The organism is Mycobacterium seoulense (assembly GCF_010731595.1).
GTDB lineage: Bacteria > Actinomycetota > Actinomycetes > Mycobacteriales > Mycobacteriaceae > Mycobacterium > Mycobacterium seoulense.
Window position 1 is genome coordinate 2,328,164 of the sequence record NZ_AP022582.1, and the last position, 24,017, is coordinate 2,352,180.

Annotated in this window: 12 protein-coding genes; 2 read left to right on the plus strand and 10 right to left on the minus strand. The window is 70.9% G+C overall.

Translation table 11 applies throughout. The features are described from left to right. Positions 1–78: 78 nt before the first annotated feature. Complete coding sequence (locus G6N37_RS10730; RefSeq protein WP_163679698.1) at positions 79–678, plus strand: carboxymuconolactone decarboxylase family protein; 600 nt, start codon at positions 79–81, stop codon at positions 676–678. Next, entirely contained in the window at positions 675–1,559 is an 885-nt protein-coding gene (locus tag G6N37_RS10735) for a sigma-70 family RNA polymerase sigma factor (protein ID WP_163679701.1), read from the plus strand. Before G6N37_RS10730 ends, G6N37_RS10735 begins: the two co-directional genes overlap by 4 nt. Here the strand turns inward: G6N37_RS10735 and G6N37_RS10740 are convergent. The 10 genes from G6N37_RS10740 to G6N37_RS10785 all read right to left on the minus strand — a co-directional run bounded on the left by G6N37_RS10740 (position 1,553) and on the right by G6N37_RS10785 (position 23,960). Beyond that, a complete protein-coding gene (locus G6N37_RS10740; protein ID WP_163679704.1) occupies positions 1,553–2,050 on the minus strand; it encodes a hypothetical protein in 498 nt (165 codons plus the stop codon). The two genes, G6N37_RS10735 and G6N37_RS10740, sit on opposite strands and share 7 nt — an antisense overlap. Positions 2,051–2,225: 175 nt before the next feature. Continuing rightward, positions 2,226–2,741, minus strand: a complete 516-nt coding sequence (locus G6N37_RS10745) for a hypothetical protein (protein WP_163684897.1) — start codon at positions 2,739–2,741, stop codon at positions 2,226–2,228. A 180-nt stretch (positions 2,742–2,921) separates the two neighbouring features. Beyond that, the gene (locus tag G6N37_RS10750) at positions 2,922–3,140 is read right to left on the minus strand and encodes an MbtH family protein (protein ID WP_163679707.1); all 219 of its coding nucleotides are present in this window, start codon (positions 3,138–3,140) and stop codon (positions 2,922–2,924) included. Continuing rightward, positions 3,118–4,413 (minus strand): NADPH-dependent L-lysine N(6)-monooxygenase MbtG, encoded by a 1,296-nt coding sequence (gene mbtG, locus G6N37_RS10755; RefSeq protein ID WP_163679710.1) that lies wholly within the window; start codon positions 4,411–4,413, stop codon positions 3,118–3,120. The genes G6N37_RS10750 and mbtG overlap by 23 nt, the downstream gene beginning before the upstream one ends. Beyond that, positions 4,410–8,819, minus strand: a complete 4,410-nt coding sequence (locus tag G6N37_RS10760) for a non-ribosomal peptide synthetase (protein WP_163679714.1) — start codon at positions 8,817–8,819, stop codon at positions 4,410–4,412. The genes mbtG and G6N37_RS10760 overlap by 4 nt, the downstream gene beginning before the upstream one ends. Then, positions 8,816–15,361 (minus strand): non-ribosomal peptide synthetase, encoded by a 6,546-nt coding sequence (locus G6N37_RS10765; RefSeq protein ID WP_163679716.1) that lies wholly within the window; start codon positions 15,359–15,361, stop codon positions 8,816–8,818. Before G6N37_RS10765 ends, G6N37_RS10760 begins: the two co-directional genes overlap by 4 nt. Continuing rightward, complete coding sequence (mbtD, locus tag G6N37_RS10770; RefSeq protein ID WP_163679719.1) at positions 15,358–18,375, minus strand: mycobactin polyketide synthase MbtD; 3,018 nt, start codon at positions 18,373–18,375, stop codon at positions 15,358–15,360. The genes G6N37_RS10765 and mbtD overlap by 4 nt, the downstream gene beginning before the upstream one ends. Then, the gene (locus G6N37_RS10775) at positions 18,372–19,694 is read right to left on the minus strand and encodes a beta-ketoacyl [acyl carrier protein] synthase domain-containing protein (protein ID WP_372514672.1); all 1,323 of its coding nucleotides are present in this window, start codon (positions 19,692–19,694) and stop codon (positions 18,372–18,374) included. The genes mbtD and G6N37_RS10775 overlap by 4 nt, the downstream gene beginning before the upstream one ends. Then, a complete protein-coding gene (locus G6N37_RS10780; protein ID WP_163679726.1) occupies positions 19,681–20,445 on the minus strand; it encodes a thioesterase II family protein in 765 nt (254 codons plus the stop codon). The genes G6N37_RS10775 and G6N37_RS10780 overlap by 14 nt, the downstream gene beginning before the upstream one ends. After that, positions 20,442–23,960, minus strand: coding sequence for a non-ribosomal peptide synthetase (locus G6N37_RS10785; protein ID WP_163679728.1), 3,519 nt, complete (start codon positions 23,958–23,960; stop codon positions 20,442–20,444). Before G6N37_RS10785 ends, G6N37_RS10780 begins: the two co-directional genes overlap by 4 nt. Positions 23,961–24,017: the final 57 nt, after the last annotated feature.

The following is a 24,017-nucleotide window of genomic DNA, read 5'->3' on the forward strand; positions in this document are numbered from 1 at the left end:
CCGGTCACGTTTACGCGCTGGCGGGTGTCGACTGAGTGAGGACGTTAGTTCACACCGCAACCTGCTAGGAGGATCGCCATGTCCCGGTTGCCAGGGGTCTCCGACCGCGACGCCGGCCTGGGGGCCAAGATTGCCTTCTTCTTCACCAAGCGCAAGCTGGCCCAGATGACCGGTCTGCAAACGGCCGGGATGCTGGAACCGCTGCGGATGTACGCGCACATCCCCCGGCTGCTCAGCGCCTACGGGCGGCTCGAGCAGGCCGAATCGAAGCTGGACATCCTCAGCCCCCGGCACCGCGCCCTCGCGGAGCTCAAGGCGGCGACGACGGTGCGCTGCGAGTACTGCATCGACCTCGGTTCACAGATCGCCCGCCAGTGGGGCATCACCGACGAGGAACTGCTCGCCCTGTCCGACTATCGAAACGCCGCGTGCTTCTCCGTCGTCGACAAGCTGATCCTCGAATACGCCACCGCGATCAGCCGCACCCCCGTCGAGGTCAGCGACGAGCTTTTCGACGCGCTGCGCGCGCATTTCGACACCGCCCAGCTCGTCGGGCTCACCCACGTCATCACGCTGGGCAATCTGCGTGCCCGCTTCAACCTGGCGCTCGGGATCGGCTCGTCCGGCTTCTCCGGCGACCGGGTCTGCGCCATCCCCGACGCCGCCGGTGGCACGTGAGGGTGGACGCGTCCGTCGCGGCGCGTTTCGAGGCGGCGCGACCGCAGCTGGGCGCGATCGCCTACCGGATGCTGGGCTCGATCGACGACGCCCAGGACGCCGTGCAGGAAGCGTGGCTGCGCCTGAGCGGGACCGGCTGCGACGGTATCGCCAACCTGGACGCCTGGCTGACCACCGTGGTGGCCCGCATCTCGTTGAACATGCTGCGCGACCGCCGCACGCGCGGCCGGACCGTGGCCCTGCCGGATCCGATCGTGGAGGCCGAGGGCGAGTTCGACCCCGAACAGCGGGCGTTGCTGGCCGACGCGGTCGGGCTGGCGTTGTTCGTGGTGCTGGACACGTTGCCGCCGGAGCAGCGCCTGGCGTTCGTCCTGCACGACGTCTTCGCCGTGCCCTTCGATCAGATCGCACCCATCGTCGGCCGGACGCCGGAGGCGACCCGCAAGCTGGCCAGCCGCGCACGCCGGCGCATCGAAGAGGCCGACCCGGCTCCCGACGGTGACATGGTCGCCCAGCGGGAGGCCGTGGACGCCTTCTTCGCGGCGGGCCGAAGCGGCGACTTCGACCGCCTGGTAGCGGTGCTCCACCCCGACGTGGTGTTGCGCGGCGACTTCGGGCTCGGCACCCCCGGTTTCCGCACCGAGGGCGCGTCCGCCGTGGCGAAGCTGGCCCGCGGCTACGCGGGCCCGGACCGCGAGGTGCGCGCCGCGACCGTCAACGGTGCCGCGGGTGCGGTGATCTTCGCCGCCGGCCGCGCGACGGCGATCATGGGCTTCGTCGTGCGCGACGGCCTGATCGCCTCGATCGACGTGCTGGCCGACCCCGTACGCGTCGCTCGCGTCGCCCGATCAGGCCCGCGCGAGCCGCGCGCCGATCACTGACCGGCGGCCTGCAGCAGCTCCATCGCCGACGCCCGCGACAGCACCCAGCCGCCCTGGTTGACGAACGTGACGCTCTGGGTGACCGGCGACGTCAGCTTCGGGCCGGAGACCGCGACGTCGGCGGTCGCCGAACCGGCCGCGGCCGGCTGGATGTTCGTGACGTCGAACGACAGGGGCAGGTCGCCGTTCTTGGCCGCCTTCTGCAGCTTCTTGTCGGCGACGTGCGCCTCGATCCCGCTGATGCCACCCTGCACCAGGTTGCTCTTGCTGGCGAAGGAGACGCTCGGGTCGGCCAGGCTGTTCAGCACGCCGGTCAGCTGGTCGGCGGTCGGGACGTCGGCGGCCAGGGCCGGATCCTGCGGCAACGGCGCGCCGAACGCGGCGAGCCGCACCTGATCCACGGGCGCCGCGCTGGAGGCCACGCCGGCGGCGGCGCCTCCGATGACGGCGAAGGCCGCTGCGCTGGTGGCAAGCAACTTAACGGTTTTCATGGTTCCCCCTTCGACGGGCACGACTCTGAACGGATCCACACATCTGGCGTGGTCCCAGCGCGCCTGCTCCTGCTGTTGTTTCGCATCGCGGCACGGCCACGTTACGGCCGGGCCCTATGAAGACAACATGCACAACCTGTGCGCAGACTGTGTGGCCGCCCAGAATACCGGCTGCCTAGTTCGTCGCGGTCGCGGCCTGGATCAGGGCGATCGCGGCGTCGTGCTGCAGGACCCAGTTGCCGCCTTGGTTGACGAACACCAGGTGCTTTTGCACCGGCCCGGCGAACTTCGGACCCGAGATGGCCACGTCGGCCTGGGCCATGTTCGGGCCGGCCGGCGCGATGTTCGTCACGGCGAAGGTCTCCGGAAAGTTCCCGTTGCGGTAGGCCTTTCGCAGGTCGTGGTCGGCGACGTGGCCCTCGTCGGGGCTGATGCCGTTCTCGACGAGATTGTTCTTGGTCGTGTACGAGACACCCGGATTGGTGGCCTGGTCGCACAGGGTCGACAGCTGTTCGGCGGTCGGCAGGGCTCCCGGGGCCGGCGGCGGCGGTGGCGGGTCCTGCGGTAACGGCGCGCCGAGCGCGGCCAGCTGCACCTGGTCCATCGGTGCTGCGACGAAAACGCCACCGGCGGCTCCCCCTACGACGGCGAACGCCGCCACGCCGGTGGCAAGTGTCTTCACGGTCTTCATGACTTCTTTCACGGTTCCCCCTTCGACACGCCTGCACCGCGGCGGGATCCCAGTGATCTTGTCCCCCACCCGGTTCCGCGTGAGCACGGTGTAGTTGGTGTAAGTGTGCCCGGTACGGCCGGCATTTGTGTCTCGGGTCGGTCACGTTACGGCGACGCTACGGGGTGCGGCGACCTCGCGTCAGCCTCGTCGCTTGATCGATTCCTGGAGACTCTTCGGCCGGATGTCGGTCCAATTCTGTTCCACATACTCCAGGCATTCGGCGCGGCTCGCTTCGCCGAATGCCACCCGCCAGCCCGCCGGCCTGTCGGCGAAGCTCGGCCACAGGCTGTGCTGCTCCTCGTCGTTGACGAGGACAACGAACGTGCCGTTGTCGTCATCGAAGGGGTTGATGCTCATCGCGTCTCCTTGTCGTGTGCTTGGCCGGGCCGGCTAAGCCCCCCGTAGAACCCAATACCCGGTCTGACAACAATCCCAAGCAACTGAGGTTGGGGAATCCGGGCCCCTGCGTCAACCCGGACAGGTTGGGCAGGAACAGCTTCGGTGCGACGCCACAGACGGCCAGGTCATAGCCGATCGCCTCCTGCAGGCTATCCGCGGTCAACGGTCCGCCCAGGCCGAGCTCCAACAGATCCAGCACGTCCTGGCCGAACAACGACGTGAACCACAGTGCGTCGGCACCGGAGCCGTCGATGACCAGATCGAAACCGTGCACCGTCTCGAGGTTCTCGCTGCCCCGGTTGGTGGACAGCGTCAACCGGATCTGCCCGTCCCGGCCGACGGCGTGGGCCACCCGGCCACGCAAGTGGCGGATGCGGTCGTCGGCCAGCAGGGCCTCCTGCACGTTCGCCGAGAACACCCCGCGGTCGGTGCGGGCCAGCGCGTCGCGACGCTCGGCCAGCGTCAGCGCGGTCCAGTCGGTGGGGTCGGAGAACAGCGAGTTCTCGAAGAAGCTCTCCCCGCGAGTGAACAGCGTCACCTGCGGCGAGATGACGGTGATGGTCGAAACCCGGTGCCGGAACAGCTCGTTGAGCATCGACGCGGCCGTCTCGCCGCCGCCGATCACCGCCACCCGCTCGGCGCTGATCCGGTCGTGACCCGCGGCGCGGTCCCAGAATTGGGCGATCGACAGCATGCGCGGGTTGCCGGGCAGCAACGACTTCTCGGCCTGGCCGGGCCCGGTGATCATCAGGGCGTCCGCGTGCACGGTGGCTTCGTGGGTGTGCAGCGCCCACTGGTCGCCGCTGACGGCCAGCCGTTCCACCTGGCCGTGCACCACGTCGAGGCCGATCTGGTCGGCGACCCAGCCCAGGTATTGACTCCACTTGCGATGGGTCGGCGCCGGCCGGCCGCGGTCGATCCATTCGGCGAACGACGCCGTGGCGATCAGATAGGACTGCCAGCTGTAGCGGGTCATCCGCTCGTCGAGTTCGGCGTTGCGGCGGGGCACCAGCGCGGAGCGGTACGGGAAGCCCACATCCTTTTCCGGGCTGGTGCCCAGCCGGTGCGCACCGTCGGTCCAACCGCCGCTGGCCTGCCAGTTGGCCGCGACACCGATCCGCTCGACCGCGATCACCTCGGGGGCGTCGACGCCCATGTCGCGCAGCACGGACGCCTTCGCCGCGACGGCTACCGCCTTGGCTCCCGCGCCCAGGATCGCAAGCGTACTCATGTCACCGTCTCCCGCAGCGATTCCATCCAAAGACGTTGCAGCTCGGCAACATCGGCGTCGCCGAGAATGTCGGGCAGCGCGCGCCACTGCGCGGCCAGCACCCGTTGCCCGTCAAACGTGAGCATGGCCGCCACGATGGTGAGCTCGTGACGGACCGCCAGATCGGGTTCCGGCTGCGGCGACACCCCGGCCAGCAGCTCGCGCTCCAGCCGCACCACGGTGCCGCCGCCGGTGTGGGCGGCGCCGAGGTAGTTCAACAGCAGTTGCGGGCCGGGCAACGGGGCGAGGCGTTCGGCGGTGTCGGCCCGCAGGTAGCGCAGCAGCCCGTAGTCCAGTCCGTCCCCGGGAATGGCCGCCAGCTGCTCCCCCACCTCTCGCGGATCGGCCGACGTCACCCGCATCGGGTAGATGGAACTGAGCAGCCCGACGGTGTCGCCGGTGTCGATGGTGTGCGCGCTCGGGGCGTCGACGAGACCGTCGGCGCGCCCGTGGGTCTCGAGCGCCAGCAGGGGCGGCGGCGTCGCCTGGTTGCGCGATCGCCGCCAACGCGTCACCGTCGCCGCGGTGGCGGCGATCAACAGGTGCGGCAATGGCAGGCCCGACTCCAGCAGCCGGCGGGTGGTGTCCGCGTCGGCGGCGACCAGACGGACGTCCAGATCGCGGGCCCGGTCGCGGCGCGGATCGAGGCGGCGGGCGCCGATGTCGGGATCGTCACCGACGTGCTGGCCGGCCCAGAATTGCACCGTGTCGAGCCGGTGTGCGCGTTCGACGAGCGCGGCGGCCCAGCGCCGGTAGCTGGTGTGCTCCCGCGCGGGTGCGGGCGGCCGGCCCGCCGCCAAAGCCCTTAGGGCGGCATCCAATTCGCCCAGAACCACCCGCCACGAGGCAGGATCCATCGCCAGCACATGGGCAGCCAGCAGCAGCACGCTCTGCCCGGCCGGGGGGCGAAGCCACACCGCGGCCAGGAGTGCACCCCGTTCCGGGTCGAGGCGGTCGACGGCCCGTGCGACGTGTCCGGGGATCACGGCTCGCACGTCGTCGGACACCTCGACTTCGATGAGGTGGGCGCCGGCGGCCCCGGCCGGGACAAGGGTCATGGTCGCGCGGTCCAGGCGGGCGCGCAGCACCTCGTGCCCGGCCACGATGCCCGCCAGCGCGGTGTCCAATTGCGCGCGGGTGACGCCGTCGGGCAGCCGGATGGCCTCGGTCTGCGCCAGCCGGCGTGGCTCGCCGTATTCGTAGAGCCAGCGGCCGTTGGGCAGCACCGGCATGGGCGCGGTGCCGCCCTCGGCATCGCTGGTGCCGAAAACGGTTTCGGAATCGATCGCCGCGGCCAGCTCGCGGATGTTGGCGCACTCGAGGATCAGCCTGGCGCGCAGGGCGATCCCCCGGGCGCGGGCCGCCTGCACCACCGTCAGGGCCATGATGCTGTCCAGACCCAGCTGCAGGAAATCCGCGGCCACGTCGACCCGTGGCTGGTGCAGCAGTTCCGAAAGCAGCTCGGCCAGTGCGGCTTCGGTGGGCGTCTCGGGCTGGGCCTCGGCGGAAACCGCCTCGTCGGCGTCGAGGGCGCTCAGGGCGGCTTCGTCCAGTTTGCCGTTGACCGTCAGCGGGATTTCGTCGACCGCGACGATGCGCTGCGGAATCATGTAGCGCGGCAACCGGGAGCCGAGCATGCCGCGTAACTCGGTCGGCGAAGGTGGGCGAGGCGCCGCGCCGGAAATGACGACATACGCGGTCAGCCGCGCGACGCCGTGCCGCCGGCGCACCAGCACGCCCGCATGCTGGACGGCGGGATGCGATTCGAGCGCGGCCGCGATCTCGCCCGGCTCGACGCGGTAGCCGCGGATCTTCACCTGCGCGTCGGCGCGGCCCACGTACTGCAACGCGCCGTCGGGCCCGCGACGCACCAAATCGCCGGTGCGGTACATGCGTTCGCCGGCCGCGAACGGATCGGCCACGAATCGCCGGGCGGTTTCGGCGGGCCGGCCGAGGTAGCCGCGCGCCAGCTGGGCACCGCCCAGGTAGAGCTCGCCGGTCGCCCCGCGGGGCACCGGGCGCAGCGCCGAGTCCAGCACGTAACCGCGGGTGTGCAGGGTCGGCCGCCCGATCGCGGGCTCGTCGTGCTCCGCGATGGCGGCGACGACCGCCTCGACGGTGGTTTCGGTGGGGCCGTAGCAGTTGTGGGCCGCCATGCCCGTGCGCGCGCACTCGGCGCGGATGGAATTCCAGGCGGTCTTGCCCAGCGCTTCCCCACCGAGGGCGAGGACGGCCAGCGGAACGGTGGTGAGCAAACCGCATGCCGCCAGTTGGGCAAACATCGACGGGGTGGTGTCGATCATGTCGATGTCGTGTTCGGCGATCGCCGCGACCAGCGCCTCGGCGTCGGTCTGGGTGTGCTCGTCCACGACGTGCACGCCGTGCCCGTCGAGTAGGGCGACCAGCGGCTGCCAGGCGGCGTCGAACGCGAACGACCACGCATGTGCGATGCGCAGCGGCCGGCCGAGCCGGGCGGCCGCCGGCCGCAACACGTTGTCCAGGTGATCGTCGGCGTAGGCGGCCACCGCCGCGTGAGTCCCGATGACGCCCTTGGGTTCTCCGGTGGTGCCCGAGGTGAAGATGACGTACGCGGCCTGCCCGGCCGACACCGCGACCGCGCGGAAATCGGCGCCGGGTGGTCCGCCGGACGAGAGCCACTCGTCGTCGATCACGATGGACGCGCCGGACTGGCGCAGGATCGATGCCACCCGTTCGGGGGGTGTCCCCGGCTCCATCGGCACGCACACACCGCCGGCTTTGAGCACGGCGAGCGTCGCGACGATGTATTGCGGGCCACGGAAAAGCCGGATGGCGACCGGGGTTTCGGTCCGCACCCCGCGATCGGCGAGGCGGGCGGCCAGGCCGTCGGCGAGGGCGTCCAGTTCGCGGTAGCTCAGCGCGCCGCCCGCCCAGCTGACGGCGACGTTGTCCGGGGTCTCGCCGGCCACTTCGGCGAACCGCGTGTGGATGCCGACGACCGACGGGGCGGTGGGCGCGCTGGCGGCGCCGGGGGCGGGTACCTCGTCCTCGAAGAGGACGCTGACCTGGGGCAGCGGCCGCTCCCAGTCCCGCAGCAGCCGCTCGGCGGTGACGAGCACCCGCCGGCCGAAGGCGGCGGCGGGGACGTCGCCCAGTGCGCCGTCGATCACTTCGACCAGCACCACCAGCTCGCCACCTTCCATATGGGCCGCGACGGTGATCGGGAAGTGTGACAGCGTCTGCAGGGCGGACGGCCGGAATGTCGCACCGGCGGCGGTCAATTCGGTTCCGGCGGTCAGTCCGTCCAAGGGAAAGTTTTCGTAGACCAGCAGGGTGTCGAACATCTCCCCGACCCCACCGAGCGCCCGCAGTTGGGCATGCCCGAGGTAGCCGTGGTCGCGCAGCAGCGCGGCATCGCGCTGCACCGTGCGGCATTGCTCGCCGACGCTGACCGCCGGGTCGAACCGCACCCGCATGGGAACGGTGTTGATGAACAGGCCGATCATGGTCTCCACGCCGGCCAGTTCCGGGGGCCTGCCGGACACCGTTACCCCGAACACCACGTCCTGGCTGTCGGTGAGCCGAGACAGCACCAGCGCCCACGCCACCTGCATCAGCGTGTTGACGGTGATGCCGCGGGAGCGCGCCTGCTCGACCAGGCGCGCGCTGGCCTCCGCCGGCATCCGCAGTTCGGTGGTGCGGGGCAGCCCGGTCCGCCGACCCTCCGCCGAGCCCAGCGCGGCGGATAGCAGGGTGGGCCCGGGCAGGCCCTCCAGGTGTCGACGCCAGACGCGCTGGCCCGCTTCGGAATCGCGACGGGCCAGCCAGCCGATGTAATCGCGGTAGGGCCGCGGCGCGCGGGGCAGCGCCGACGGAGCACCGCCGGCCTGGTACAGGATCATCATCTCGTTGACGAACACCGGCAACGACCAGCCGTCGATCACGATGTGGTGCGCGGTGAGCACCAGACGCCATCGCGGACCGGGCAATTCGATGAGCAGGAAACGGATGACCGGCCCGCGTTCGAGGTCGAACGGCCGGCGGCGTTCGGCAACCTCCAGCGCCCCCAAATCCTCGGGTGCGGCCATGACGGTGCGCCATGGGAGCTCGACGCGGGACGGCACGATCTGCACCGGACGGGCGATGCCCCGGCTGAAGAAGCTGGCCCGAAGGTTGGGGTGGCGCACCAACATCTTGGTCGCGCAATCGCGTAACAGCGTGACGTCGAGCGCACCGGAGATGTCGGCGGCCATCCCGATCACATAAGGATCGTCGGCGTCGCCGTCGCCGAACTCGGCGAGCGTGGTCAGCGAATACAAGCCCTCTTGCAGTGGGCTCAGCGCCATCACGTCCTCGATGTCGGGCGTGACATCCTTGGTGACCGTCATGGCGTACCGTCGCGCGACGACGACCAAAGCTGCGTCACCGCGGCAAGATCCTCGGTCGAGAGTCCGGACGTGCTCATCGGCTCGAACCGGGTGTCGGCGGGCTCCTCGACCTGCTCGCCGCCGTTGCGCCCCAGCGCATCCACCGCCGCCGCGAGCTGTTGCACGGTCGGGTTCTCGAAGATCATCCGCGGGCTGACCGCCAGGCCGGCGGCCCGTGCCCGCGAGGCCAGCTGCACCGACAGGATGCTGTCCCCGCCCAGCGCGAAGAAGTCGTCGAAGCGGCCCACCTCGGGTGTCGACAGTAGCTCGGCGAACACGTCGGCCAGCGCCCGTTCGGTGTCGGTGCGCGACGGTTCGACGCGCCCACTGGTGGTAACCGCCGGCCGCGGCAGCCCGGGCCGATTCAGCTTGCCCGATTCGGTTTTGGGAAGCTTCTCTAGGACGGTCAACGACGACGGCATCATGTAGCCGGGCAGTGTCGCGCCGATCGCGGCGCGCACCTCGGATGCGAACGAGGCCTTCTCGGTGTCATCGAGGATCCGACGTTGCGGCACAACATATCCGGCGAGCGAGGTCCCGCCGTGTGCCTCCCAGGTGCGGGCCGCCGCGGCGGCGACACCGTCGACTCCCGCCAGCGCCGCCTCGACCTCGGCCAACTCCACCCGGAAACCGCGTACCTGGACCTGGTGGTCGGAGCGTCCGACGAATTCCAGTCGGCCGTCCTCGGTCCAGCGGGCGAGGTCGCCACTGCGGTACAGACGTGAACCCGGCTCGAGCGCAAAGGGATTGGCCACGAACCGGGTGGCGGTCAGCGCGGGCCGCTTCCAATAGCCCCGCGCCAGTTGATCGCCGGCGTAATAGAGTTCGCCCACGACACCGACCGGTACCGGCCGCAGGCCGTCGTCGAGCAGGTAGGCGTCCGCCCCGGGAACCGGCTTGCCCACGAGCGGATTCGGCGGCTCCAGCCGCCCGCGGGATACCGCGCCGGACGTTTCGGTGGAGCCGATGTTGTTCAACAGCTCGATGTCCGCCCCGGCGCAGACCGACACCAGGCGCCGCAGGAGCGGGGTGCTCACCGGTTCGCCTCCGCACACCAGGCGGGACAGCGCCCGCACCGCATCGGGCCGGCTGTCGATGAGGGCGGAGACCAGGCTGGGCACCGCGGTCACCTGGGCCACCGAATGCCGGGTCATCAACTCCCCCAGGGCTTCCGGGTCGCGATGTTGGGCGTCGTCGGCGAGGATCATGGTGGCCCCCGCCGCGAGGCCGGCCAGCATCTCCATGCCGCCCTCGAGGAAGGTGATCGAGGCCTGCGCCAGCCGAACGTCCTGCGTTCGCGGTGGGTAGTGCCGTAGCTGCCAGTCCAGCCGGGCCGCCATCGACCGATGGGTGCCCAGCGCGCCTTTCGGCTTGCCCGTGGAGCCGGACGTGTACACCAGATACATCGGGTCGTCGGGGTGCGGTAGCGGTAGTGCCTGGCACTCGGCCTCCCCGCTCTCGACAGCGGCGCGGACCTGCGGGTCGTCCAGTGAAATCACCGTGACGCCGGCAACTTCGGGCATGCTGCCGGCGGCTTCGGCGGTGGCAACCACCACCGGCGGTTGCACGTCGTCGAGCATGAACCGCTTGCGCGCCGTCGGATAGCCGGGGTCGATCGGGAAGTAGCCGCCGCCGGCCTTCATGATGGCCACCAGCGCCACCACCAGGTCGATACCCCGACGCGTCGACAGCCCCACCAGCGTCCCGGGCCCGACCCCGTACCCGGTGAGCAGCGCCGCCAGGTTGTCCGAAAAGCGGTGCAGCGCAGGGTAATCGATCTGCTCTTCGCCGCAGCGCACCGCGATCCGGTCGGATCCCCAGCATCGGCTCGGCCGCAGCAGTTCTCCGATGGTGCGCGGCCGGTCGTGCGGCGCCCGCTCGCCCCGGCTCCAGCGCTGAAGCATCAGGTGCCGCTCTTCTGCGTCGGTCAGTTGGACATCCCGCAAAGTCTGATCGACGTTGTCGGCAAACTCGGTGACCACCCGGGTCAGCCAGCCGGCCAGCCGCTCGATCGTGGGCCGGGCATACAGCTCCGTGCGGAAGATGAGGTTGCCGGTGTAACCGACGCCGTTCGAGCCGTCGGTGCCGAAGAAATTGACGCTGAGATCGGCGTGCGCCATGTCGAAGACGGGGTCCAGCGAGGTGCACACCGTGTCCTGTCCGCCCTCGGGGGCCTGCTCGATCACCCGCATGGCGGGCAGCTGGTCACGGACGTGCACGACGACCTGGAACAGCGGGTTGCGCGACAGCGAGCGGACCGGGCTGACGCCGTCGACCACGCGGTCGAAGGGCAGGTCCTGGTGGGCGTAGGCGGCCAGCGCCGTCTCGCGGGCGCGGGTCAGCAGCTCGCGCAGCGTCGGGTTGCCGGTCAGGTCGTTGCGCAGCACCAGGATGTTGACGAAAAAGCCGATGAGTTGGTCCAATTCGGCCTCGGTGCGCCCGGCGACCGGGGTCCCCAGCGGGATGTCCAGGCCGCCGCCCGCCTTGTGCAAAACCACGGCGACGGCCGTCTGCAGCAGCATGAACTCGGTGATGCCCATCTCGCGGGACAACTCGGCGAGCCTGCCGCGGGTCGTGGCGTCGATGCGGAAGTCGACGGATTCGCCCGCCCCGCTGGGCACCGGCTGGCGGGGGAAGTCTGGCCGCAGCCCGGTGTCCTCCGGCAGCCCGGCCAACTGCCGGTTCCAGTAGTCCCGCTGCTCGGCGGCGACGGCGGACTCCTGACCGTTCGCGTCCCCCAGGAACTCCGCCTGCCAGGCCGCGTAGTCGGCGTACTGCACGCGCAGCGGCGCCCACGCCGGGGGTTCCCCCGTCCGGCGGGCCCGATAGGCGGTCATCACGTCGGCGAACAGCACGCCCGCCGACCAGTGGTCCGAGGCGATGTGGTGGACGACCAGCGACAGCACATGCTCGGCGGGGTTATCGGCGCTGTGCAACACCGCGACCCGAACCGGCAATTCGCGGTCCAGCTCGAAGCAGTGCCGACGCTCGGCGTCCAGCTGTCGCTGCAGCCAGGCGTCGTCGGGACCGGTGGCACGGCGCACGGAAATCTCCCCGGCCCCTCCGACCAGCTGGTAGGGCACGCCGTCCAACTCGACGTAGGAGGTGCGCAGGATCTCGTGCCGGGCGATGACGTCGCCGACCGCGGCGACCAGGGCATCGATGTCCCATGGCCCGGTCAGTTTCGCGGCGAAGGGGATGTTGTTGACCCAGCTGGGCCCGTCGACGCGGTAGGCGAACCAGCTGCGCAGCTGCGAGGCCGACAGCGGCATGGGTTCGTCGTGGGGGGTCGCGATCAGCTTGGGTCGCGACTGCCTGAGCTCTCCAGAACTCAGTTGATCGACCCGCTCCGCCAACAGGGCCACCGTCGCCAGCTCGAAGACGTCGCGGATGCTGAGCTCGACCCCGCACTCCGAGCGAATCGCGGTGACGAGTTTGGTCGCGACCAGCGAGTGGCCGCCCAAGTCGAAGAACGAGTCGTCGACCCCCACCCGGTCGTGGCCGAGCAGCGCGGAAAACAGTGCGGCGATGCGCCGTTCGGTGCGAGTGGTCGGGTCGCGGTATTCGGCGGCCGCCCCGATCTGCGGCTGGGGCAGCGCCGCCCGGTCGATCTTGCCGTGCGCCGTGATGGGGATTTCGTCGAGCGCCACATAGGCCGCCGGCGTCATGTAGTCGGGCAGCGCCGCGGCCACCCGAGTGCGGATGCGTTCGACCTCAATGGTTTCCGGGCCGCCGCCCGGGACCGGCGTCACGTATCCCACCAGGCTCTTGCCCAGCCGGGGCAGGTCCATGGCCAGCACGACCGCTTGCCCGACGCTCGGGTCGACCGAGATGGCGGCGGCGATCTCGCCCAGTTCGATGCGGAAGCCGCGGATCTTCACCTGCTCGTCGGCGCGGCCGACGAACTCGATGTCCCCGTCGGCGTTGCGGCGGGCGAGGTCGCCCGAACGGTACAACCGGCCGCCCGTTGTGAACGGGTCGGCGACGAAACGTTCGGCCGTCAGCCCCGGCCTGCGGTGATAACCGTGCGCGACATGCGTTCCGCCGATGTAGATCTCGCCGATCACGCCGACGGGGACCGGCCGCAGCGCCTGGTCGAGCAAGTGCACCTGCGTGTTGATCTTGGGACGCCCGATGGGCACCACCCGGGTGCCTTGGGCCCCTTCCACCGGATAGCTGGTGCAGTTGACGACGGTCTCGGTCGGTCCGTAGAAGTTGTACAGCAGCGCGTCGAACGTGGCGTGGAACTTGTCGGCGATCTCGCCCGGTAGGGCTTCCCCGCCGATCGGTACGCGCCGCAGGGTGCGCCACCGGCCGACGCCGGGCAGCGACAGGAACAGTCCCAGCAGCGACGGCACGAAGTGCATCGAGGTGATGCCTTCGCGGCCGAGCAGTTCGGTGAGGTAGCCGATGTCGCGCAGCCCGTCGGGCCGCGGAATCACCAGGCGGGCGCCCATGATCAACGTGCCGAAGATCTCGCCCATGGAGACGTCGAAGCTGGGCGACGCGACCTGCAGCAACCGGTCGGTTTCGTCGACGCGGTACTCGGCCCCGAACCAGACGAAATACTCGGCGATCGGCGCGTGCGGCACCGGCACGCCCTTGGGCAGCCCGGTCGAACCCGAGGTGTAGATCAGGTAGGCGGTGTTGTGTGGGCTCAGCGGCCGGACCAACTCGGCGGGTGCGGTGGCCGGGAACCGCGACAGCCCGGTAATCGGCTCGCGCAGAACGAGTTTGGCGTCCGCGTCGCCGAGGATGAAGTTCAGCCGATCCTCGGGGTAGGTGGGATCCACCGGCAGGTAGACCGCGCCGGCCTTGAGCACGCCCAGCGCGGTGATGACCAGTTCGGGCGACTTGTCCAGCAACACCGCGACGCGGTCCTCGGTGCCGATGCCCTGCTCGATCAGCCAGTGCGCCAGGCGGTTCGACTCTTCGTCGACCTCACGGTAGGTGTATTCGCGTCCCTCGTAGACGACGGCGATGGCCTCGGGCGACCGGGCCGCCCGGCGGGTGACCAGCGCGGGCAACGTGGCGGCCGGGGTTTCGAATTCCTCGCCGGTCGAGGCGCGCCGTAACCACTCGGCGTCCTCGGCGTCCATCAGCGCGCACGCCGACAGCGCGGTGTCGGGGTCGCTCAGCGCGTCGTCCAGCAACACGGCGTAATGCCGCAACAGCTGATCGACCAGTTGCTGGTCCAGCACCTCGACGAGGTACTCGGCTTCGACCAGCGCGCCGCCCGAGCCAGTGCGGTCGAGCTCGATCATGAAACTCAATGGCAGCTGGTTGAAATGGCCGCGCAGCTCCCCGCGCTCGCACCGCACCCCGGGCGGGCGGAAGCCGGCGCCGTCGGGCTCCCGCTGTCCGAAGCTCACCCGGGTCATCCGGTCGGCGCCGTGCCGGCGATCGGGATTGGACTCCCGCACCAGCCAGTCCAGGTCGGCGCGCGAATGGGCGAAGGCACCGACCGCGGCGTCCCGGGTTTGGGCCAGCAGCTCCCGGAACGTCTGGTGCGGCTCGGGCCGCAGCCGGAGCACCACGGTGTTGCCGTAGTAACCGATGGCGGACTCGGTTCCCACGCCGCGGTTGAGCACCGGGGCGGCGACGAGGAAGTCCGTCGACTGGGTGTAGCGGTGCACCAGCGCGGCGAAGGCGGCCATCAGCACCATGTAGGGCGTGGCGCCGGTCTCCCGCGACAGCGCGGCCGCCCTGTCGACGGTCGCCGCCGACAACCGCGCGGTGGCGCGTTGGGCGCGCCAGGTGCTTGGCACCACCGAGCCGTTGGGACCCGGAAGTTCAAGCGGCTCTGGCAGGTTCGCCATCAGCGGCCGCCAGTATTCGAAGTCCGCGGTGGGATCATGGGCTTCGTCCGGCCCCGGGGCCGCCAGCACGGGTTCACCGCCGTAGGCGTCCGGATCGGTGTAGGCGCGCGTCAGGTCGGCGAAGAACGGTGTCCACGAGGCATCGTCCCAGGCGATGTGATGCGCGGTGATCAGCAGCATCAACTCGTCACCGGACAAGCGAGCCACGGTGACACGCAGCGGGGAATCCTGGGCCAGGTCGAACGGGCGGCGAAAGTCCCGCTGCGCCAGCACGTCGAGCCGCAGCCGGCGGGCCTGATCGGTCAGCCCGGACAGGTCGTGTTCGGCCCACCCGGGCCGTAGCCCCTCGCGGATCACCGGCTGCGGGTCGCCCTCCGCTCCCCTGGCATAGGTGGTGTGCAGCACGGAGTGCCGCGCGGCCACGGCGTCGACCGCGCGCCGCAATCGCGCGACGTCCACCACGCCGGTCAGGCGGTAGGAGACACAGACGTTGAGCAGCGCGCTGTCGGGGTCCACCGCCTGCACGAACCACATCCGGTGCTGGCCGACGGACATGCGCGGCTGGCGGTTCGCCACGGGCGCCTCGACCGCCGGCCCGGCCAGGCCGGCTTCGGCGATCCTGCGGCGCAATAATTCCAGGCGCTCCTCGTCGAGACGGGACCTGGTCCCGGTGGTGTCCGTCACGCTGGGAGTCCAACCTTTCTGGCGTCGCGGGCGTCGAGTGTCGCGCCGTGTCCCGGCACGCCGGTTGCGGCGGCGCGCAACGCGTCGATCAATTCGTTGAGGGTGATCCCGCCGAGCATGCGGGCGACCGGGACAGAGCTTCCGACCGTCCGGCGCAGCCGCTTGCGCAGGTCGAGCGCGAGCAACGAGTCCACCCCGAGGTCGATCAGCGCCGCGCTCGGGTCGATCGAGACGGCGTCGCCCAGGTGCAACGTCGCGGCGACTTCGGCGCGCACGATCTCGGCGAGCGGTTTGGTGCCGGAGGCGCCGGTTGCCTCGTCTGTGCCTTGGACCGCATCGAACGGCATTGGCATGCCCTGGCTTTCGAAGAATACCCGGAGACGGTCGAAGTCCGCGTCGAAGATCAGCGGATCGCCGCCGTAGCGGCGCAGGGCCGCCTCGATCGCCAGGTCGGGGTCCATCGCGGTCAGCCCGGAGCGTTCGGTGCGGGTGATCTCGTCGGCCGCGACGACGCCGGCGGCCCGCCACAGTCCCCACCGAATCGCCACGGCGTCACGTCCCCGGGCGCGCAGTTGGGCGACCAGCACATCGAGCATCCGGTTCGAGGCGGCGTAAGCGGCGTGGCGGTAGCCGCCCCATACGCCGAACACCGACGAGCAGGCCAGGATTCGGCAGCCCGCCCGCAGCGGCCACACCTCGTCCAGCAGCGCCAGGCCGCGCACCTTGGCGGCGCACACCGCCGCCACGTCGGCGCCGGTCAGCTCGGAACGGGAGCGGGCCTCGGCGATGCCCGCGGTGTGGATCAGCAACGACGCGCCGGGGCCGGCGTGCCGGGCGGCGACGGCTGTCAGGACAACCCGGTCGGTGATATCGCATCGCGGGGCGTACACCACCGCGTCGTGGCCTTCGGTCAGCCTGCGCAGCGCGTCCCGGTCGACACCGTTGCGGCTCAACAGCGTGACCGTCCGCGCCCCGCGCTCGATGCAGTACCGCGCGTACTGCAGGCCGATGGCTCCGCTGCCGCCGGTGATCACCACGTTGTCCAGCGCGTCGGCGTCCAGCGGCCGCTCGGTCGCCGAATCGCGGCATTCCGAGAAGGTCCGGACGTAGCGCCGCGACGATTCGCCGCCCCGCAGCGCGACCTCGGCCGCCTCCCCGAGCAGCGCATCGACGACGGCGCGCGCCGCCTGGTCATCGACCTCTCGGCCCGGCAGGTCGAGATGCCCGAAGGTTTGGTCGGTGAATTCGAACCCGACGCTGCGATGCATCGCGGCCAGCGCCGCTTGCGCCGCGGAGGCGTCGGCGTCGTCCGGATCGATGGTTTCGGCGGCGGCGGTGACCAGCCAGACCGCCCGGCACCGCGGGCCGACGAGGGCCGCGTAGTCGGGCAACCCCGCATCGGGTCGCGCCGCGATCTGCTCGATCGCCGTGGCCGGGTCGAGGCCGTCGAGCTGCGGCGCGATGATCGCCAGTACTTCCGCGTCGCTCGGCGCCACCACCCTGCAATCGCCGTGCGCGCCAACGGCGGCGACCAGCCGCTGCATCAGAGCGCCCGCCACCGGCGCAGTGGCGAACAGGCCGAGGTCTGCACCGGGCCCGGCCGGCGGCGCCACCTGCTGCCAATTCTCGACCGCGACGGTGAGCGCCGGGCCGGGCGCCGCCTCGATGAGCGATTCGGGCGCCGCCCACAGGTGTACGGCCCGCATGGGCGCGTTCGGGAACCCTCGCAGTGGCGGCCGGGCACCACCGGGGAGGGTGTTGGCCCATTGGCAGCCCGGGTCGGCGACCGCCGCGGCGGCGATGTTCGCCGCCAGCGTGTCGATGATGGAGCCGTCGCGATGGCCCGAGCCGACGACCACGGTCGACTGGTCGTCGATCAGGTCGGCGAGCGGGTACAGCAGCGAAGGATGCGCGGACAGCTCGACGAACGCGGTGGCCCCAAGGCGCTGCGCCGCCGCCACCGCGTGATCGAAACGCACCGTTTTGCAGAGATTCTCATACCAGTACTGGGAGAAGTCGGCGTCGCTGCCGACCTCCGCACCAAAGGTCGAGCCGACGAACCGGACCGGGCTGTCCGTGAAACCCGAGCGGGGAACCCGCTCGGCCAACTGCTCGCGCAACCGCCGTAAAACGCTGGTGTGCCCCGGATAGTCCACGGCCAGCTCGTGGGTGAACACGCCCCGCCGCCGGGCCAGCCGCACGGCGGCGGTGACGGCGTCGCGGTCGCCGGAGACGACGGTGGACGAGGGGCCGTTGACCGCCGAGACTTCAAGCCAGCCCGCCGTTTCCGCGATCACGGACTCGGCCTCGTCGACGCCGGCACCGAGGACCGCCATGGCGTAGTCACCCGCCAATTGGTCGACGATCGTGGCACGGGCGCCGACCAGCGCGACCGCGTCGGGCAACGATATCGTTCCCGCCACGTACGCCGCCGCGACCTCGCCGAGGCTGTGTCCGACGGCGACGGCGGGCAGCACGCCGTGGAATCGCCATTCGTGGGCCAGGCTGACGGCGTGGGTGAACTGCGCTCCCTGAATTTCGGTGCGCGACCAGTTCCGGTCGCGGTCGTCGGTGAGGTAGGACAGCGGTGAGGGCAGCCCGGCGGCGAGGAAGGCCCGGCCGCACCGGTCGGCCTCGGCCCGGTACGCCGACAGTCGTTGGTAGGCATCGGCACCCATCGATTGCCATTGGTTGCCCTGACCGGGAAACACGAAGGCGATGCACGGTGCGCCGGCGCGGGAGGATCGGCTGACCAGTGGGTGCTCCTCGCCGCGGGCCAGCGCGGACAGGCCGGATGCCAGCTCGGCGCGGTCGCGGGCCCGCACCACCGCGCGGTGCCGCCGCACCCGCCGCAGGCGCAGCAGGGTGGACGCCACCGCAGCGGTGTCGGTGTCGGCGCCGGTTCGGCCCAGATAGTCCAGGATCGCGCGGGCGTCCTGCCCGATCAGCTCTTCGTCGTGCGCCGAGAGCAACACGGGTATGCGCCCGTCGGGCAACGGGGAGGTCAGCATCACGCGACCTCGGGCAGGGACACGATGACGTGCGCGTTGGTGCCGGCAATGCCGAATGCCGATGTCGCCGCGATCCGCTGGCCACCGACCGCGGGCCAATCCGTCAGCGTCTTCGCCAGGCGCAGACCCTGGCTCTCCCAGTCGATTTCCGGGCTCGCATCCGTCGCGTGCAGCGTCGGTGGGACGGCCCCGTGCTCGGCGGAGACCACCACCTTGGCCAGCCCGAGCGCTCCGCTGGCGGCCAGCGCGTGCCCGACGTTGGATTTCACCGAGCCCAGTAGCGCGCCGCCCCCGGGCGCCGTGGCGCCGTAAGTGTCTGCCAGCGAGCGTAATTCGGTGCGGTCGCCGAGCCGGGTGCCGGTGCCGTGGCCCTCGACCATGCCGACGTCTGCCGGGTCGATCCCGGCCTGCGTCATGGCCCGCCGGAACAGGCGAGCTTGCGCCTCCCCGCTGGGTGCGCTCAGCCCGGCGCTGCGGCCGTCCTGGTTGACGGCGGTGGCGCGGACCTCCGCGACGACATGCCGGCCGGCGCGCAGCGCAGCCGACTTGCGTTGCAGCACAAACATTGCCGCCCCTTCGGCCCACACCGTCCCGCTGGCGTGCGCACTGTAGGGACGGCAGTGGCCGTCGTCGGAGAGGGCATGCTGCTTGGAGAACTCGACGAAGAACCCGGGCGAACCCAGCACGTTGACCCCGCCCGCCAACGCCAGGTCGCAGTCGCCGTTCTGTACCGAGCGCACGGCGACGTGGAACGCCGCGAGCGCGGACGCGCACGACGAGTCCACCGTCAGCGCCGGGCCCGCCAGCCCCAGCGTGTAGGCGACCCGGCCGGAGATCACGCTCAACGCGGTCCCCGCGAGCAGGTGGCCACTGTGCCGGGAGAAGTTGGCCATCTGGGGCCCGTACCCGGTGGCCGAGGCGCCGACGAAACACCCCACGTCATGACCCGCCAGGTCGTCGGGGTTGATGGCGCTGTTTTCCAGCGCGCGCCAGGACACCCGGAGGACGACGCGTTGCTGGGGGTCCATGGCGACGGCCTCCCGCGGTGAGATGCCGAAGAACTCAGGATCGAACATCGTTGCGCCCGAGAGGAACCCACCGCGATCGTGGATTTCCTTGAAACCGCTGCGCCGCGACCCGGCGAGCAATTCGCGGACCTGCCAGCCCCGATCGGCGGGAAACGGCCCGAGCGCCTCTCGGCCCTGTGACAGCAGTTCCCAGTACTTGTCGGCGGTGTCGATGCCGCCTGGCGCCTCAACGGCCATGCCGACGATCACGACCGGATCGGGCGTGCCGTCGAACCTGTTGTCAGACATCGGCATTCACCCGACCGGCCACGGCATCGAGGTGTTCGTTCAGATAGAAATGCCCGCCGTCGTAGAGCGACAGCTCGAAGGTGCCCGCGGTGTGGTTCTCCCAGAGCCGCAAGGCGGCCGGGTCGACGCGGTGGTCATCGCGTGCCCCCAGCACACGGATGTCCGCGCTGATGCGGACATCGGGACCGCACTCGTAGCGGTTGACCGCCCGGTAGTCGGCCCGCACCGCGGTGGTCAGCAGCTCGGCGAACTCGTCGTCGGCCAGCAGCTCGGGATCGGTGCCGCCGAGATCGGCGATGTCGGCGAGCAATCCGTCGTCGGTGGTGGGGAGTTCCGGCATGGCGGCAACCGAGGACGGCGCCGGCCCGGCCGACACCCACAGGCGCCGCACGGCGGTGTCGTGCGATTCGGCGATCCTGGCGAACTCGAACGCGACGACGGCGCCCATGCTGTGACCGAACAACCGCAGCGGCGCCACCCGGCTCCACGGTCCGGCGTCGAACAGGTCCCGGGCAAGGTCGTGCACGGTGTCGGGGGCCGGGTGGCTCAGCCGGTCCGCGCGCTGCGGGTACTGCACGATGTACGTGTCGCCGCCCGCGGCAAGCGCGGTCGCCAGCGCGCGGTAGCTCGCCGCGGCCGCCCCGGCGTGGGGAAACACGACGGTCGCGCCGGCTCGCCGGCGCTCGGTCCTCGCGGGCGCCCGCTTGATCCAGGGCGCGAATTCGGTTGGCCTGCTCACCACGGGGTTGAATGTCATTGCGCCGTACCCGAGTTCCGGGCCTGGTGGGAGGCCGATAGCACCGCCTCGGCGTCCATCTGGATGACTTCGAGGTACAGCTCGGCCACCCGATCGAGCCGCGCGCCGTCCCGCTCCCGGCCGACAAGCAAATCAGCGAGCGCGGCAACGGTTCTGCCGGCGAACATGTCGGCGACCATGATGTGGGGGGTGTCCAGCCAGCTCCGGATGCGGCCCACGGCCTGGGTGGCCAGCACCGAATCGCCGCCGAGGGCGAAGAAGTCATCGTCACGACCGACCCGCTGCACGCCGAGCAGATCACCCAGGAGCGCGGCGAGGGCGGATTCCAGCGGCGTCGACGGGGCGTGGTAGCCGGGCTGATCGCACAGCGAGACCACGGCACCCAATTCGCGGGCGACCGCACGACGGTCGATCTTGCCGGCGTCGGTGAACGGGACGCGCTCCACCAGTGCGATGTGACGCGGAACCATGTGCGCCGGAACGACTTCGCTCATCAGGTCCCGAATCCGCTCCGCGCTGACCTCGGCGCTACGGGGGCTTTCCGGGCAGACCGCGGCGGCCAGCACCTCGGCGCCACCGGCGCCGGGGAGGACGGCCGCGACCGCGATCGCCACGCCCGGCAGCCGGCGCAGGGCGGCCTCGACCTCGCCGAGTTCGACGCGGTACCCGCTGATCTTGACCCGGTGATCGGCGCGGCCGACGAACTCCAGCGTGCCGTCGGGCCAGTACCTGGCCAGGTCACCGGTGCGGTACCACGTCTTGCCCGCGTGCTCGACGAAGCGCTCCGCGGTGAGGTCCGGACGCCCGCGATAGCCCCGCGCGATCCCGCGGCCGGACACCCAGAGCTCGCCGGCGACCCAGTCGGGGCAGTCCTCGCCCGCGTCGTTCACGACGCGGCAGGCGTTGTTGGTGAGCGGCACACCGTAGGGCAGCGCGGTCCAGTCCGCCGGCAAAGCGTCAGGGTCGGCAATCTCGAAAATGGTGTTATGGACCGGGGTTTCGGTCGCTCCCCCCAGGCCGGCGAACCGCAGGTTCGGCGCCTCGGCTTTCAGGCGGCGCGCCACCTCGGGGCGCACCCAGTCCCCGCCGGTGGGAATCACCCGCACGGAGGAGAGTCGTCCGCGGCCGACTTCGATCAGCATCTCCAGCCAACCGGGCATGAAGTGCAGGACGGTGACCTGGTGGGTCTCGATGAGCCTTGCCCAGGCATCGGGGTCGCGGCGCTGGGCTTCGTCGACCACCACGACCGACCCGCCCGTCCGCAAGGTGACGAAGATGTCCATCACCGAGATGTCGCCTTCCAGGGTCGAGAGGGCCAGGCAGCGGTCCGCGGGGCCGATCTCGAAGTGGCGGGCGATGAATTCGACGGTGTTCATCGCGGCGTCGTGCGTCACCTCGACGCCCTTCGGCTCGCCGGTCGAGCCGGAGGTGAACAACACGTAGGCGAGGTCGGTGGGATCGATTCTCGCCGAGGGTATGCCGGCCGCGGCGCCGGCGTCGCGCAGCACATCGGCGAGGATCAACTCGGGCACCGGCAGGGCCAGCCGCTGCCCGCCGCACACCAGGGCCAGGCGCACCGACCCGGATTGCAGGATGCGCTCCGCGCGATCGCGCGGCTGGTCGACGCCGATCGGCAGGTAAACCGCACCGACGTTCAGGATGCCCAGCAGCGCCGGCACCTGCTCGGCGGTCTTCGGGCCCACCACCGCGATCGTGTCACCGGCGCCCACGCCGGCCGTGCGCAACGCGGCGGCCACCGCCAGGGCCTGGTCGCGCAGCTGCCCGTAACTGAGGTCACCGGAGCTGGCGAATACCGCCGGCGCCTCGGGCCGCCGCTCGGCCTGCCGAAAGAAGCCGTCGTGCAACGCTTCCCCGCTTGGCGCGGCCGTACGGCCATTGACCGCATCGCGCACCGCGCGCTGCGCGTCGGGCAGCGGTGCGGGACCCACCGCTGCCCAGCTGTCATCGACCGAGGCCAGCCTGAGCAGTTCGTCGATGTGGTAGTCGAACATGGCCTCGACGACACCAGGGGCGAAGATGCCCTCGCGGACATCCCAATTCACCAGCACGCCGCCGTCGAACTCGGTGACCTGAGCGTCGAGCAGTACCTGTGGACCCTGGGAGATCAGCCAGGCGGGCGTGCCGAATTGCGCCGTGACCTCGCGGCTGAACAGTTCGCCGAGGCCGAGCGCGCTGGTGAAGACCACCGGCGCCAGCACCTGGTTACCGCGGTGCCGGCTGAGATCCCGCAGCACCGAGAGCCCGGGATAGGCCGAGTGTGCGGCGGCGGTCCGCATCGCGCCCTGCACGGCCTGGGCCCGTGCCGCCGGGGTGCGGGTGCCGGTGAGGTCGACGTCGAGCAGCAGCGAGGAGGTGAAGTCACCGACCAACGAGTCGACGTCGGGGTGCTGGGGTTGACGCCCGAACAGCGGAACGTTCAGCAGGAAGCGGGGGCCGGTCGACCAGCGGGCCAGGGCGTTGGCGAACGACCCGGCGAGCGCCATCGCCGGGGTGACCCCGCGGGCCTGCGCGCGGGCGAACAGGGCGTCGCGGGTCTGCGGGTCCAGCCAGCGCCAGAGCCGGGCGCTCGTGCGGGCGCCGCGGTCGCCGGTGGTGGGAAGCGCCGGCGGGTCCGGCAGCTCCGGGATGCGCTGCGCCCACCACTCGTGGTCGGACTCGCGAACCGGTTGCTGCCGCGCCTCGTCCGCCTCGATGGCGCGCCGGTATTGCCGGAACGTGTACCGCAGTGCGGGCAGCTCCTGACCGGAATACAGGGCCGCCAGGTCGGCCATCAGGGTGCGATAGCTCATCGCGTCGGCGGCTTGCATGTCCAGGTCGACGTGCAGGCGCGAACGCCCGCCGGGCAGCCGGGTCAACGCCAGTTCGAACACCGCGCCGTCCAGCTGCTGGTGCGATTTGGCGGCGCGGATGGCGGCGAGCCGCTGATCGACTTCGCCGCCGCTCAGGTGGCGCAGGTCTTCGACCGCGACCGGGAACTCGTCGGCCGCCCCGGCGGCGGTGATGCGCTGGGTGCCGTCGGGCAGGAACCGCACCCGCAGCATCGAATGACGCCGGGCCAGCGCCGTGGCCGCCGCTTGCAGGCGCTCGGGATCGACTGAGCGGCCGTCGAATTCGACGTAGAGGTGTCCGGCCACCCCGCCAAGCCGCTGGCCGTCCTGGCGCCCGACCCACATCGCGTGCTGCATCGGAGCCAGGGGGAAGGGGTCGCCGGCCGCGTCATCCGGCGATTCGGGCGGTGGCGGCTCGGCGGCCCCGTCCTGGGAGTCGGCAGTCATCAGCCCGGACCAGGCCTCGACCGTCGGGGCGGCGGCCAGCGTGGCGAAATCGACGGCAATACCCTGGCGTCGCCAGCGGCCCGCCAGCGTCATGATCCGGATGGAGTCCAGGCCCTGGCCGATGAGGTTGGCGGTCGGGTCAAGGTCGTCGGCACCGAGACCGAGCAGTTCGGCCACCTCCGCCCGGACGTCCTCCGGGCGCACCGAGGCACGCACCACAAACCCTCCCTGAATTAGCACAGGCTGCCCTAAGTTGTGGTTACCCTATCCTTACTC